This is a genomic window from Pseudomonas saxonica (assembly GCF_007858365.1).
Classification (GTDB): Bacteria; Pseudomonadota; Gammaproteobacteria; order Pseudomonadales; family Pseudomonadaceae; genus Aquipseudomonas; species Aquipseudomonas saxonica.
The window spans coordinates 222,760-236,700 of sequence record NZ_VFIO01000006.1 but is presented as its reverse complement, the minus strand read 5'-3'; the positions used below and the strand labels follow the sequence as shown (position 1 = coordinate 236,700).

Sequence of the window (13,941 nt, the reverse complement as noted above, 5' to 3'; positions counted from 1 at the left end):
GGAATGAAGTTCCTGTATTTGTGAAATTTAATTTTTGCAGCCCCGGTTGCCGCTACCACAGGCTGTGGCAGCGGTGCCGATATCAGGCTGTTTCCAGTGCTGTAGAGACTTTGCCGCTGTCCATGCGCACCAGTTGATCGGCGACGTCGAAATAGCGGTCGTCGTGGGAGATCACGATGATGGTTTTGCCCAGTCGCTTGAGATCCGGCAGCAGCTCGGTATAGAAAATGCGCCGGAAGGTGGGGTCCTGGTCGGCCGCCCATTCGTCAAACACCAGCACAGGGCGCTCTTCAAGCCAGGCGTTGACCAGCGCCAGGCGCTTGCGCTGGCCAGTGGAGAGGTCGGTGGTGCTGAACTGACCGTCGGTGATGCTGACCTTGTGCGAAATTTCCAGACGCTTGAGGTATTGCTCGGCGTCCTGAGGGATTTTCATGTCGCCCTGCACCACGTCGTCGAACAGGTAGTAGTCGGCAAAAATGGTGGTGAACAGCTGGCGATAGTCGTCACGGGTTTGGGCGTCAACGGCCTTGCCGTTGAGGCGAATCTCACCCTGTTGCGGTGCGTACAGACCCAGCAGCAGTTTGATCAGGGTGGTTTTGCCGCAGCCGTTTTCGCCAACGATAAACACAATGTCACCCTGATTGATCTTCAGGTTCACCGGCCCCAGTCGAAACGGTGCGCTGCCTTCAACAGCGGCGAAGCTGTAATTGACGTCCACCAGCTCCAGGCTGTTTACGGTCTTGTCGGGCGTGCCTTGGTCATTGAGCAACAAATGCGGTTCGGGTGAGTTGAACTGTTCAGACAGATCAGCAATACGGCGGAAGGCAATTTGTGCGCGGCTGATGATCGGCAGGGTGCTGATCAAATGCTCCAGCGGGCCTTTCATGTACAGCAGCACCAGCACAAAGCCGCTAATGACGCCGGGGTTATTGCTCGGCCACAGCGACTGCATGGCCAGCGCCAAACCGATGACGACGAAAAACAGCATTGAGCCCAGGCTTTTGGCGATCACGAAGGTGTTGATCGAGCGGACCTGAATGTCACAGATTTTTTGCGCGGTGTGGGCAATGCCCGAGTTGAACATGCGCTGGCGGCGCGGCCGGTGAATGCGCAGCTCCTTGGCGCCCTCGGCAATGGCGTTGTAGTGCTTTTGCAGCTCGTCTTCGGCTTCGCGGGCTTCAGAGAAACCGTTGAGGCCATACCCCCGGGCGATGTACTGAATGATTGTGCCGATGACAATCGCCACCAGCATCATCAGAAACATCGGCCATGACAGCATGGCCAGATAGCCCATGCAGCCAAGGGTTACGGTCAGTGAAATGGCCAGGGGGGCGAAGGCGAAGGCGAAGTCGCTGATGGTGTCGACGTCGTGGGTCAGCACTGGGATCAGGCGGTGACTGCGGTAGCGTTCGATTTGCGAGATGGGTGCCGAGAGCACTTTTTCGCCGAGTTCCTTACGCAGTCTGGCAATGATGTGCTGGCCGACATAGTTGCTGCCGATGTCTGAGCAAATGGTGCTGAGCAGGGCCAGTACACACAGCCCGGCAAACACCGCGACCACATTTTGGGTGAGGCCACCTTCGGCATGCAGCGCGTTATTGATGGTTGCCAGCAGCACCGTCACGCTTAACCCGCCGATCATGCCCAGCAGGACCGACAGGCAGACGATAAGGCGGAACGGCTTGAGCAGGGTTAACAGCTCTCGAAGAACCCCCGGTGAGGTTCGGGGTGTTGCGCACTGGCTCATAAACAAGAGTTCCTTGGATCAAGGGAAGACGGTCTCTTGTGAACGAGTGATTGGGCGGTGGATTTAACGAACGACCCTCACCCTAACCCTCTCCCAAAGGGAGAGGGGACTGATTTGAGTTGTTCATGAAATATCATTCGCCGCGTACAAGCTCCCTCTCCCTTTGGGAGAGGGCTGGGGTGAGGGGCTTTTGATCCCTATAGATCGCGCTGAACCCGAAATCCGATCCAGTCGCCGCGAGTCTGGGGGTAGATGTCATTGCGATTGCCCGAGCGCGAAAATACCGGCGCTTCACCCCAGTCATTGCCACGAATCTGGCGCAGCTCACAGGTGCTGCCCGTCACCCACGCGCTGCCATCGGTTGGCGCGCCTGCGTAGTCACTGTGTTTGCAGTCTTCAACAAACTCATACACATTGCCGTGCATGTCATACACGCCAAAGGCATTGGGCGGGTAACTGCCCACTGGCGAGGTATAGCTGTAGCCATCCGCAGGCCCGTAGGTGTTGGCATGTTGGGCGATGCTGTAACCCTTGCCTTCGTCCATCGGGAAGGGGAACGGGCCGGTTGAGCCTGAGCGCGCTGCATACTCACGGGTGGCTTCGCTGACCATGCGATACGGCTTACCGGTTTTCTCCGAAATCCACGCCACATAGTCTTCAACGTCCTTGAAGTCCATGCACACCGCAGGCTGCCGGGGCCCTTGCGGGTAACGCGGTTTGCTGGCAATACAGGCGCGACCGGGACGATCATCACCATCGGCAATCTTGACCCCGGTTTCTTTGATATAGGCGTCAAACTCAGCCGCCGTCACTTGAAAACGACTGATGGCTACTGGCGTGCTGAAGGTCACCTTATGCATCGGGCCTTCATCGGGCTCGCGGCCGACTTCATCTTCTGGCGTACCCATCATAAAACTGCCGGTGGGCAGTACGACCATTTCCGGACAATGCTTGCAGTCTTTGAAGACGGTGCCAGGTGCATCGGCATGGGCTGCAGGCGCGCCGAGCAAGGCGAGCAAAGGCAGGTAGTACAAGGGTTTCAACGTAGGCATGGTTATTTCACTTAATCAGTAGACGTTGGCTTGGCGGCTTTTTGGACGCTGTCCCAGACCCGAAGAAAATTGCCGCCCCACAGCTTGGCAATATCACCCTCGGAGTAACCGCGTTGCAGCAGTTCGGCAGTGACGTTGCGGGCTTCGCTGACATCCTTCCAGCCGTCCAGACCGCCGCCATCATTGAAGTCGGAGCTGATGCCGACGTGATCAATGCCGATTTTCTTTACGGCGTAATCAATGGCATCGCCGTAATCCTTGAGGGTGGCTTTGGGTTCTTCGTCGACAATGCCGTATAGGCCGCTGGCGTATTGGCCGAAGCGCTGTTCAGGCCAGACGGTGATAATCGGGTCACCCGGCATCAGCGCCATTTCGAGGTTGTGCAAAGGCGGTAAATCGAACTGGCTGCGCAGGGCGTTGAGTTTGTCCTGACTGTCTTGGCTCAAGGGCCGCAGATACGTGCCAAAGCCAACAATTCGCACCACGCCACCGCTGGCCTTGATCAACTGCATTTCCTTGTCGCTGAGGTTGCGCGGTATATCCACCAGCGCCCGGGGCGCCGAATGCGATGCCACGAGCGGTGTGCGGCTCAACTGGCTGACTTGCTCCAGCGCCTTGCTCGACATTTGCGACACATCAATGATCACGCCCAGATCATTCAAGCGCTGCACGGCCTGTTTGCCGGTTTCTGACAGGCCATTGAGTGCGTCGGGTGTGTCATTGAAGAAGGGCAGCGGGCGCGAAGAGTCAGACCAGTCGTTGTTGCCGACATAACTGAAGCCAAACATGCGCATGCCACGTGCGGCCCATTTATCCAGTTGGTCGATATCGTTACCCAGCGGGTAGGCATTGAGCATGCTGATAAACACCGCAAACTTGCCCTCGCCATGCAAGCGTCGGAAGTCGTCCGGGGTGTAGGCAATTGCAACTTGATTGGGAAAGTCGCGCACCATCGTGGTGATGATCCGGTAGCGGGCTTCCTGTTCGTTGCGTGCGGCTTCGACGAAACCCGCCGTGGGACGGTGCGGGGCGTTGGGGCCATTCCATATTTCCGGCCATCCAAAAATGGTCAGCGCCGCCCCGGACAAACGACCTTTTGCCGCCTTGACCAGATCAAATTGCCCAGGCCCGTCTTTGTCGGCCTCATTGCCTGCGGTGCCGAATTCAAGCGGGACTGTGATGTGGCTATCGAACGACAAAAGCCGCTCTTGAAGCTCGTCGGCCTGTTTGACGATTTTCAACGGGTAACCGGGGTTGCCTTTGTAAAACGTGTCCCAGACCAGAAAACCACCTCCCAGGGCAGCAACCAATGCCAAGGGGATACCTATCATCAGAGCTTTTTTTGTACGGGGTTTAGTCATTGCCATCTCAGTCAGAATCCGCCGTCAAGGGGCCGGCGCACGGCCTTTGCTATCAGGAGAGAACGAGGGGCAGGGCGCAGGATTTAGGCTGGCGAGGCGCTTGGGTACACGGTCGGATGTTCTATTTTTGGAACGATGAGTTTCAAAATGAGTATCTACTCTCTTTGGTGGTGCGAATCTATAGTGTCGGCATGAATTTCAGGAGGTGCTAGATGAAAAAAATCCTAGGTGTATATGCGGCTCCACGTGGCCATTGGGTCGGTGATGGTTTTCCGGTACGCACCATGTTTTCCTACGACAGCATGGGCAAATATGTCAGCCCGTTTCTGTTGCTGGATTACGCGGGGCCAGCCGAATTCACGCCCACCTCAGAGCGTCGTGGCGTAGGTCAGCATCCGCATCGCGGGTTTGAAACAGTGACCATTGTCTATAAAGGCGAAGTGGAGCACCGCGACTCCACCGGCAATGGCGGTGTAATTGGCCCGGGGGATGTGCAATGGATGACCGCAGCGTCGGGAATCCTGCACGAAGAGTTTCACTCTGAGGCCTTTGCCCGCAGCGGCGGGACCCTTGAAATGGTGCAACTGTGGGTCAACCTGCCCGCCAAGGACAAAATGGCCGAACCGGGCTATCAAGGTATTCTGGATCGTGACATTCCAGATCTGGAACTCAAGGACGATGCCGGTCGGTTACGCTTGATTGCCGGCGAGTTCGACGGCCAACGTGGCCCTGCGCGTACCTTCACACCGATCGATGTTTGGGATGTGCGCTTGAATGCAGGCAAATCGGCCGCCTTTGATCTTCATCAAGGTCGCAACACGGCATTGGTCGTGTTACGCGGCGCGGTGGAGGTCAATGGTCAGGAAGTCGTGCGTGAAGGGCAGTTGGCCCTGTTTGGCCGCGAGGGTTCCAGCATTCGTCTTGAAGCCAACAACGACGCTGTGTTGTTGATCTTGAGCGGTGAGCCTATCGACGAGCCGATTGTGGGTCACGGCCCGTTTGTGATGAACACCGAGGCCGAGATTCAACAGGCCTTTATCGACTTCCAGTCCGGTAAATTTGGGCGGATGCCCGGATAACTCCGGGCTGGCGCTCAGACCCGCTCGAAAATCACCGCGATGCCCTGACCGCCCCCAATGCACATGGTGGCCAGGGCATAGCGGCCTTTTATCCGTTGCAGTTCGTGGAGCGCTTTGGTGGCGATGATCGCACCCGTAGCGCCCACCGGATGACCCAACGCTATACCCGAGCCATTCGGGTTGAGCTTGGCCGGGTCAAGTTCCAGCTCTTCCATCACCGCACACGCCTGCGCTGCAAAGGCGATGTTGGCTTCAATCACGTCCATATCCTCAATCCGTAAACCCGCACGCTTGAGGGCCAGACGTGTGGCCGGTATGGGGCCCAGGCCCATCAGTTCAGGTTCGACCCCGGCATGGGCATACGCCACCAGACGCGCCATAGGGGTGAGGTTTGAGGCCCGAACGGCATCACCACTGGCCAGTACCAGGGCCGCCGCGCCGTCATTCAGGCCCGAAGCATTGCCCGCCGTCACGGTGCCGTCCTTTTTGAACGCCGGTTTCATCTGCGCCAGTTGCGCAAGAGTGGTCACACGCGGGTGTTCATCGACATTGAACAGGCTGATGCCTTTTCGACCGGGCACCTCGACAGCCGCAATTTGCGCGGTGAAATAGCCTTGGGCGATAGCGTGGGCGGCCCGTTGCTGGTCGCTAAACGCCAAGGCGTCTTGGGCTTCGCGACTGATGTGATTGCGTTGCGCGACATTTTCAGCCGTGATGCCCATATGCATGCCCTGGAACGGATCGTGAAGAATCCCGAGCATATAGTCCTGCATCAGTGCATCCCCCATGCGCGCGCCCCAGCGGGCGGACGGCATCAGGTAAGGGCCACGGCTCATGGATTCCGCGCCGCCGCCAATGGCGAAATCGGCATCGCCCAGTTGCAGGGTATGAGCGGCAGAAATGATCGCCTGCAAACCGGAACCGCACAGGCGGTTCACGTTATATGCCGGTGTTTCTTTGGGAATACCCGCGTTGATCGCGGCGACCCGCGCCAGGTAGGCGTCCTTGGGTTCAGTGGCAATGACATTGCCCATGACCACGTGCCCGATGCGCTCGGCCTCGACTTGACTGTCGATGAGTGCGGCCTTGACGACCGTGGTGGCCAGATCGCAGAGCGGCATATCCTTGAGTGCGCCGCCAAACGTGCCGATGGCCGTTCGCCGGGCGCTGAGAATGAAAATTTCAGGGGCTTGCATGGCAGGTCCTTATTCTTGTTATGGGTTGAAGTGAAGCGGATTATTTCATGCTGCCGGGTCGAAGGGATTAGTCCGTTTGAGGGCTTCCTGGCCTTTAGCCACGGTGGGCTTGTCAGTCATTCGGGCCCTTGAGCATCGCCTGAAACTGCGCCAAAGGCACCGGTCGGCTGTGCAGATAGCCTTGGTAAAGATGGCAGCCCAGGCTCTGCAAGAACTCTAACTGGCTCTTCTGTTCCACACCTTCAGCGACCACGGTGATCTTCAAGCTGTGTGCCATTGCAACAATGGCACGGATAATCTCGGTATCGTTTGGGTCATTGATGGCGTCGTGGATGAACGATTTATCAATCTTCAACGTGTCCACCGGCAGACGTTTCAGATGGGTCAGCGACGAATAGCCCGTACCAAAATCATCCATCGCAAAGCTCACGCCCAAGGCCATCAGTTGGCGCATCGTGCCGATGGTGTCTTCCAGATTCTGAATGACGATGCCTTCGGTAATCTCAAGTTTGAGTATCGAAGCCGGCAGCCTGTGAGTGCTCAGACTGGATTGGACCCGCTCGACGAAGTCGTTTTGGCGAAACTGCCGTGGGCTGATGTTGACGCATAATCTGAAGCTGTTCGGGTCAATCAAGTCTTCATCAAGTAACAGGCTTAATGATCGACAGGCTTCTTCGAGCGCCCAGGTGCCGACGTCAACGATCAATCCGCTGTCTTCAAGGATGCTGATGAACTCGGCCGGGGCTTGTGCACCCAGGTGCGGGTGTTGCCAGCGCAACAGCGCTTCGGCCCCGACGATGCGGTTTTCGCGGGCGTCGACTTGTGGTTGAAAGTGCAGGCTGAACTCGTTGCGGGCCAACGCAGTGCGCAAATCGCTTTCGATGCGCATCCGCTCTGTGGCGGCGGCTTGCATAGAGAAGTCGAAGAGCTGGACGGTGTTGCGACCGCAGTCCTTGGCCCGGTACAAGGCTATGTCGGCACGCTTGAGCAGGTCGGCAGGCTGTGTGCCGTGCTCAGGCAAGATAACCATGCCAATGCTGGGCGTGACTTGCAGGCGCTGGCCGTCCAGAAACATGGGCTCGGCCAGCAACTGGCGCAACGCATCCGCCGTATTGCGTACCGAGTGTGTGACCTCCTGCAGCGTCCCTTTGAGGCCGGTCAGCACCACGACAAACTCGTCACCGCCCAGGCGGGCCACTGTGTCTTCACTGCGTACGCTGGTTTCAAGGCGGGCCGTGATGATGCGCAACACCGAATCGCCCACGGGATGGCCCAGAGAGTCATTGATGTGCTTGAAATGGTCCAGGTCAAGAAACAGCAATGCGCCGCGCAGTCCATGGCGGTTGAGCAGCAAGGTTTGCTGGCTCAGCCGGTCCATCAGCAGGGCACGATTGGGCAAATTGGTGAGCGGGTCGTGGTAGGCCAGGTGCCTGACTTGCGCCTGAGCAAGCTTTAGCTGACTGATGTCGCGGGCCGTCAGCAATATGCACGGCGTTTCGTTAAGGGTGATCGGCTCGATGGAGACTTCAAGGTGGAGCACGTCACCACTTTTGGAGCGACCCACGATTTCTCGGTGGGTGATACGGCCCTTGTCGTGGAGTTCATCAATCAATGCCTGACGTTTTGAGCCGTCACCCCAAATACCCAGCTCATAAGGGCTGTGCCCAATGGCTTCAGTGCAGCTATAACCCGTCAGTCGACTAAACCCCTCATTGACTTCCAGATAGCGACCGCTCACAAGTTCGCTGATGGTGATGGCGTCAGGGCTGGAGTGGAAGGCCTTGGCAAATTTGTCTTCGGAAACACTCAAGCGTTCACGTTGAAACGTGACTTCACGGATGACGCCCAGCATGAGAGGTCTGGCGTCTTGGGTGTCGATGAAACTCCCTCGCACCTCCAGCCAGTGCAGGCTGCCGTCTGGCCAGCGGATTCGGTGGTGGACGAATTTCTGCCGAGCAGTTCCGTTTCTCACTTCCTGGAATGCGCGCTGTGCCTTGGGCCAGTCTTCGAACGAAAGACTGCCCAAATTATCGAGATTGTCAGGCAATGGCTGTCCTGCATCCAGGCCGAACAACGCGTGGACGCCTTCTGACCAACTGATCTCGCCGCTGTCGAGATCCCAGCTCCAAGTGCCAGATTGTGCGGCATTCAGGGCTGCGAGCAGGTAGCTTGCGTCGTTCCAGCATAGCGCCTGAGTGCGTAACGGTTGCTCTTCGTCCGTGGGGTTTGCCATGTACTGCGATCCTTGAGCACGAAACCAGGTGTCGGATTCAGGACGGCTCGTTGCAAGGGGTTGAGACCTGACCATCGAGCAATGTCATGAAAGCGTGTGCGGCATTCGACAGCGTTCTTTCAGTATGTACGATGTAGCCCAGTTGTCGGGTCAATTGAATGCCGGGCAAACTGATCGAGGCGACTTGTTCGTCCAGCATGGTGCGTGGCAGCACACTCCAGGCCAGACCAATGGACACCATCATTTTGATAGTTTCCAGATAGTTGGTACTCATGGCGATGTTCGGTGTCAGCCCCTGTGCTTCAAACAGACGCTGCACAATATGGTGGGTAAAAGTATTGCCCCCCGGAAACACCGCTGGATGATGCGCAATGTCAGCCATATTGACCACAGGTTGACGGGTGAGAGAGTGCTCGGGGGCGACCACAAAGTCCAGTGGATCATCCCACACCGATACGGCGCGAATCAGCGAGTGAGGTTCCGGGGCCAAGGTGATTACGGCCAATTCTGCGCGGCCATGAAGGATTTCTTCGTAGGCCACTTCGGAATCGAGAAACTGAATATCCAGCGCGACTTTCGGATAAAGACGCGTGAACTCGCGCAGCAATGGCGGCAGGCGGTGCAGGCCAATGTGATGACTGGTGGCCAGGGTCAGTCGGCCGCTGACTTCACCATTGAGGTTGTTCAGGGCCCTGCGGGTGTCATCCAGCACATTGAGAATCTGATAGGCGCGCGGCAGTAGCGCTCGTCCTGCTTCAGTCAAGCTGACTTCACGGCCCAAACGGTCGAACAAGCGGAGTTTGAGTTGCTGCTCAATGCTGGCAATGCGTTTGCTGATGGCGGGCTGAGTCAGAAACAGACGTTCGGCTGCCCCGGAAAAGCTTCCGGTTTCAGCAATGGCAATAAAAGCATTGAGATTGGCGAGATCCATCTGTTCGAATTCCTGTTGGTTATCCAAAGCATGAAAATTATGAATTTGAGTTATTCACTGTAACCTCATAGGATCGACCTCACAAGCCAAGTGGTTATTGGCACAGAAAAGTAGCTGATGAGGAAACCGTCTGATGGCCGGCAAAACGCTCTACGACAAGCTCTGGGATTCGCATTTGGTCAAGCAGCGCGACGATGGCTCGGCGCTGATCTACATCGACCGTCACATCATCCATGAAGTGACCTCGCCGCAAGCCTTTGAAGGCCTGCGTCTGGCCAAGCGCAAGCCATGGCGCATCGATGCCAACATCGCCACCCCGGATCATAACGTACCGACCACGCCAGAGCGTAAAGGCGGGATCGAAGCGATTGCCGACCAGGTTTCGCGTTTGCAGGTGCAGACCCTGGACGATAACTGTGATGAATATGGCATCACTGAATTCAAGATGAATGATGTGCGTCAAGGCATCGTTCACGTGATCGGCCCGGAACAGGGCGCGACCTTGCCCGGCATGACCGTCGTCTGTGGCGACTCCCATACCTCGACCCATGGTGCCTTCGGCGCCTTGGCCCACGGTATTGGCACTTCCGAAGTCGAGCACGTGCTGGCTACGCAGTGCCTGGTCGCCCAAAAAATGAAAAATATGCTCGTCTCGGTAGAGGGCCAGTTGCCGTTTGGCGTCACTGCCAAAGACATCGTGCTGGCGGTGATTGGCAAGATCGGCACCGCTGGCGGCAATGGTCATGCGATTGAGTTCGCGGGCAGCGCGATTCGCGACCTGTCGGTTGAAGGCCGCATGACGATCTGCAACATGTCCATTGAAGCCGGTGCCCGCGTTGGCTTGGTGGCTGCGGACCAGAAGACGGTGGATTACGTCAAGGGCCGTCCTTTCTCGCCCAAAGGGGCTGAGTGGGATTTGGCAGTAGAGGCGTGGAAAGACCTGGTGTCCGACGCTGATGCGACGTTTGACACGGTGGTCGAGCTGGATGCTACGCAGATCAAGCCACAAGTCAGCTGGGGCACGTCGCCTGAAATGGTGTTGGCCGTTGATCAAAACGTGCCGGACCCGGCGCAAGAAACAGATCTGGTCAAGCGTGGTTCTATTGAGCGTGCCTTGAAGTACATGGGTTTGAGCGCCAATCAGGCCATCACCGATATCCAGCTCGATCGCGTGTTTATTGGTTCGTGCACCAACTCGCGGATTGAAGACTTGCGTGCGGCGGCTGTGATTGCCAAAGGCCGCAAAGTAGCGTCCACCATCAAGCAAGCGATCGTGGTGCCGGGTTCCGGGCTGGTGAAAGCTCAGGCTGAGTCCGAAGGCCTTGACAAGATTTTCATCGAAGCCGGTTTTGAATGGCGTGAGCCGGGTTGCTCGATGTGTTTGGCGATGAACCCGGACCGCCTGGAGTCGGGCGAGCATTGCGCATCGACCTCCAACCGCAACTTCGAAGGCCGTCAGGGTGCCGGTGGTCGTACACATTTGGTGAGCCCGGCCATGGCCGCTGCCGCCGCTGTTAACGGTCGTTTCATCGACGTCCGTGAATTGATCTAAGGAGCGCAACATGAAAGCTTTTACCCAGCACACCGGGCTTGTCGCACCTTTGGATCGTGCCAACGTCGACACCGACCAGATCATTCCCAAGCAGTTCTTGAAGTCGATCAAGCGCACCGGTTTCGGCCCCAATTTGTTTGACGAGTGGCGTTATCTGGATGTCGGGCAACCGTATCAAGACAACTCCAAACGCCCGTTGAACAAAGACTTTGTGCTCAATGCCGAGCGTTATCAGGGCGCCAGTGTATTGCTGGCCCGTGAAAACTTCGGTTGCGGCTCCAGCCGTGAGCACGCGCCGTGGGCGTTGGAAGAGTACGGCTTTCGCAGCATCATCGCGCCGAGCTACGCCGACATCTTCTTCAACAACAGTTTCAAAAACGGGTTGTTGCCGATCATTTTGAGCGACGCCGAAGTGGATGTGTTGTTTGCTCAGGTTGAAGCCGAGCCGGGTTACCAGCTCACGATCGACCTTGAGGCGCAGACGGTAACCCGCCCTGACGGCAAGGTTCTGAGTTTCGAAATCGATGCATTCCGTAAGCATTGCCTGCTCAACGGCCTCGACGATATTGGGCTGACCTTGCAGGACGCTGATTCGATTGCTGCATTTGAACGCAAGCACCGCGCTAGCCAGCCGTGGCTGTTTCGTGACGCATAACTGCATTAGAGCTTCGTAGCAGCTGCCGCAGGCTGCGTCCGGCGACGCAGTCGTCGTGAAGTCAGAGAATACGTTTTTTCAGGCTTTGCGATTGCTTCGCAACCGGACGTAGCCTTCGGCAACTGCTACAGATTTGGCGTTACCTCAAAAGGAAGTTGTCATGACCAGCACCGCCCCGCACAGCCAGGTTGTACAAAAACAGTTCGGCGAACAGGCTTCGGCCTATTTGAGCAGCTCCGTGCACGCCCAAGGCACTGAATTCGGCCTGCTAAAGGCCGAGTTGGCCGGCAAGTCGCAGGCGCGGGTGCTGGATTTGGGATGCGGGGCAGGTCATGTCAGTTTTCATGTGGCAGCACTGGTAAAAGAGGTGGTGGCTTACGACCTCTCGCAACAGATGCTCGACGTGGTCAGCGCGGCGGCTATTGATCGGGGGCTGGCCAACATCAGCACCGTCTGCGGTGCGGCTGAACGCTTGCCGTTTGCCGATGGTGAGTTTGACTACGTGTTCAGCCGTTACTCGGCACACCATTGGAGCGATTTGGGCCTGGCGCTGCGCGAAGTGCGGCGGGTGCTCAAGCCGGGCGGGGTGGCGGCCTTTATCGATGTCATGTCGCCTGGCAGTCCGTTGTTCGACACCTATTTGCAAACGGTCGAAGTGCTGCGTGATACCAGTCATGTGCGTGATTATTCAGCCGGTGAGTGGTTGCACCAGATCAATGAGGCCGGTTTGCAAGTGCGTAGCACACAGCGTCAGCGTTTGCGTTTAGAGTTCGCTTCCTGGATCGAGCGTATGCGTACGCCGCTGGTCATGAGCGCGGCCATTCGCCAGTTGCAACAGTCAATGGGCACTGAGGTGCGCACGTATTTTGAAATTGAAGCCGATGGTTCGTTCAGTACTGATGTGCTGGTGCTGTGGGCCGAGAAGTAACTCCGACTATTAAAAGATGCGCCTGCGGGGGCATCCACTGACATTAAAAGAGGAACCCATGAGCAAGCAGATTCTGATTCTCCCAGGCGATGGCATCGGTCCGGAAATCATGGCCGAAGCGGTCAAGGTGCTGGCGCTGGCCAACGACAAGTTCAACCTGAACTTCGAGATGACCCATGACGTCATCGGCGGTGCAGCTATCGACAAGCACGGCGTGCCGCTCGCTGATGAGACTCTGGAACGTGCTCGTGCCGCTGACGCGGTGCTGCTGGGAGCAGTAGGTGGCCCCAAGTGGGACACAATCGAACGTGATATTCGCCCTGAACGGGGTCTGCTGAAAATCCGTGCGCAATTGGGTCTGTTCGGCAACCTGCGTCCGGCCATTCTGTATCCGCAACTGGCGGACGCATCGAGCCTCAAGCCGGAAATCGTCTCGGGTCTGGATATTCTGATTGTTCGCGAGTTGACCGGTGGCATCTATTTCGGCGCGCCGCGTGGCACCCGTGAGCTGGAAAACGGCGAGCGTCAGGCCTACGACACGCTGCCTTACAGCGAAAGCGAAATTCGCCGCATTGCCCGTGTCGGCTTTGACATGGCCCGTGTACGTGGTAAAAAACTGTGCTCGGTCGACAAAGCCAACGTATTGGCCTCCAGCCAACTGTGGCGTGAAGTGGTCGAGCAAGTGGCCAAGGACTACCCGGACGTTGAATTGAGCCACATGTACGTCGACAACGCTGCCATGCAACTGGTGCGTGCACCCAAGCAGTTCGACGTGATCGTGACCGACAACCTGTTCGGCGACATCCTGTCTGATGAAGCGTCAATGCTGACCGGCTCCATCGGCATGCTGCCTTCGGCCTCGCTGGATGCCCACAACAAAGGCATGTACGAACCGTGCCACGGTTCGGCGCCGGACATCGCAGGTCAAGGCATTGCCAACCCGCTGGCAACCATTTTGTCGGTCTCGATGATGCTGCGTTACAGCTTCAATCAGCAGGCTGCAGCTGACGCCATCGAGAAGGCCGTAAGCCTGGTTCTGGACCAGGGACTGCGTACCGGCGATATCTGGTCGACGGGTTGCACCAAGGTCGGAACACAGGAAATGGGTGACGCAGTAGTCGCGGCGCTACAGAATCTGTAATCTCTCGGGCCCGTTACTTCCTGTAGGTGGAAGTAACGACCCCACTTTTTGTTAAAGGTGTAGTTG

At 57.2% G+C, this 13,941-nt stretch carries 11 protein-coding genes; 5 read left to right on the top strand and 6 right to left on the bottom strand.

Annotation, left to right across the window (positions count from 1 at the left end; genetic code table 11):
- Positions 1–82: 82 nt before the first annotated feature.
- The 3 genes from FJD38_RS16445 to pvdM form a co-directional block, all read right to left on the bottom strand.
- On the bottom strand, positions 83–1,747 hold the full coding sequence (locus FJD38_RS16445) for a cyclic peptide export ABC transporter (protein WP_146386315.1): 1,665 nt from the start codon (positions 1,745–1,747) through the stop codon (positions 83–85).
- A gap of 197 nt (positions 1,748–1,944) precedes the next feature.
- Positions 1,945–2,799, bottom strand: a complete 855-nt coding sequence (pvdO, locus tag FJD38_RS16440; RefSeq protein WP_146386313.1) for a dihydropyoverdine dehydrogenase — start codon at positions 2,797–2,799, stop codon at positions 1,945–1,947.
- Positions 2,800–2,810: 11 nt separating this feature from the next.
- Positions 2,811–4,160, bottom strand: a complete 1,350-nt coding sequence (pvdM, locus tag FJD38_RS16435; protein WP_146386311.1) for a pyoverdine-tailoring dipeptidase-like protein PvdM — start codon at positions 4,158–4,160, stop codon at positions 2,811–2,813.
- A 212-nt stretch (positions 4,161–4,372) separates the two neighbouring features.
- Between pvdM and FJD38_RS16430 the strand changes: the two genes are divergently transcribed.
- Complete coding sequence (locus FJD38_RS16430; RefSeq protein ID WP_146386309.1) at positions 4,373–5,239, top strand: pirin family protein; 867 nt, start codon at positions 4,373–4,375, stop codon at positions 5,237–5,239.
- Between the two features lie 14 nt (positions 5,240–5,253).
- Here the strand turns inward: FJD38_RS16430 and FJD38_RS16425 are convergent, their stop codons facing one another.
- From FJD38_RS16425 to FJD38_RS16415, 3 genes are all read right to left on the bottom strand, one after another.
- Positions 5,254–6,435, bottom strand: a complete 1,182-nt coding sequence (locus FJD38_RS16425) for an acetyl-CoA C-acyltransferase family protein (protein WP_146386307.1) — start codon at positions 6,433–6,435, stop codon at positions 5,254–5,256.
- A 112-nt stretch (positions 6,436–6,547) separates the two neighbouring features.
- Positions 6,548–8,668: a putative bifunctional diguanylate cyclase/phosphodiesterase gene (locus FJD38_RS16420; protein WP_244302745.1), complete on the bottom strand. Its 2,121-nt coding sequence runs from the start codon at positions 8,666–8,668 to the stop codon at positions 6,548–6,550.
- A gap of 37 nt (positions 8,669–8,705) precedes the next feature.
- Positions 8,706–9,599: a LysR family transcriptional regulator gene (locus FJD38_RS16415; protein ID WP_122782324.1), complete on the bottom strand. Its 894-nt coding sequence runs from the start codon at positions 9,597–9,599 to the stop codon at positions 8,706–8,708.
- Between the two features lie 133 nt (positions 9,600–9,732).
- On the opposite strand from FJD38_RS16415, the gene leuC reads away from it, so the two are divergent.
- The 4 genes from leuC to leuB all read left to right on the top strand — a co-directional run bounded on the left by leuC (position 9,733) and on the right by leuB (position 13,875).
- A complete protein-coding gene (gene leuC / locus FJD38_RS16410) occupies positions 9,733–11,151 on the top strand; it encodes a 3-isopropylmalate dehydratase large subunit (protein ID WP_122782325.1) in 1,419 nt (472 codons plus the stop codon).
- A gap of 10 nt (positions 11,152–11,161) precedes the next feature.
- The gene (gene leuD / locus FJD38_RS16405) at positions 11,162–11,806 is read left to right on the top strand and encodes a 3-isopropylmalate dehydratase small subunit (protein WP_122782326.1); all 645 of its coding nucleotides are present in this window, start codon (positions 11,162–11,164) and stop codon (positions 11,804–11,806) included.
- A gap of 160 nt (positions 11,807–11,966) precedes the next feature.
- Positions 11,967–12,734, top strand: a complete 768-nt coding sequence (locus FJD38_RS16400; protein WP_122782327.1) for a class I SAM-dependent methyltransferase — start codon at positions 11,967–11,969, stop codon at positions 12,732–12,734.
- A 58-nt stretch (positions 12,735–12,792) separates the two neighbouring features.
- Complete coding sequence (leuB, locus tag FJD38_RS16395) at positions 12,793–13,875, top strand: 3-isopropylmalate dehydrogenase (protein WP_122782328.1); 1,083 nt, start codon at positions 12,793–12,795, stop codon at positions 13,873–13,875.
- Positions 13,876–13,941: the final 66 nt, after the last annotated feature.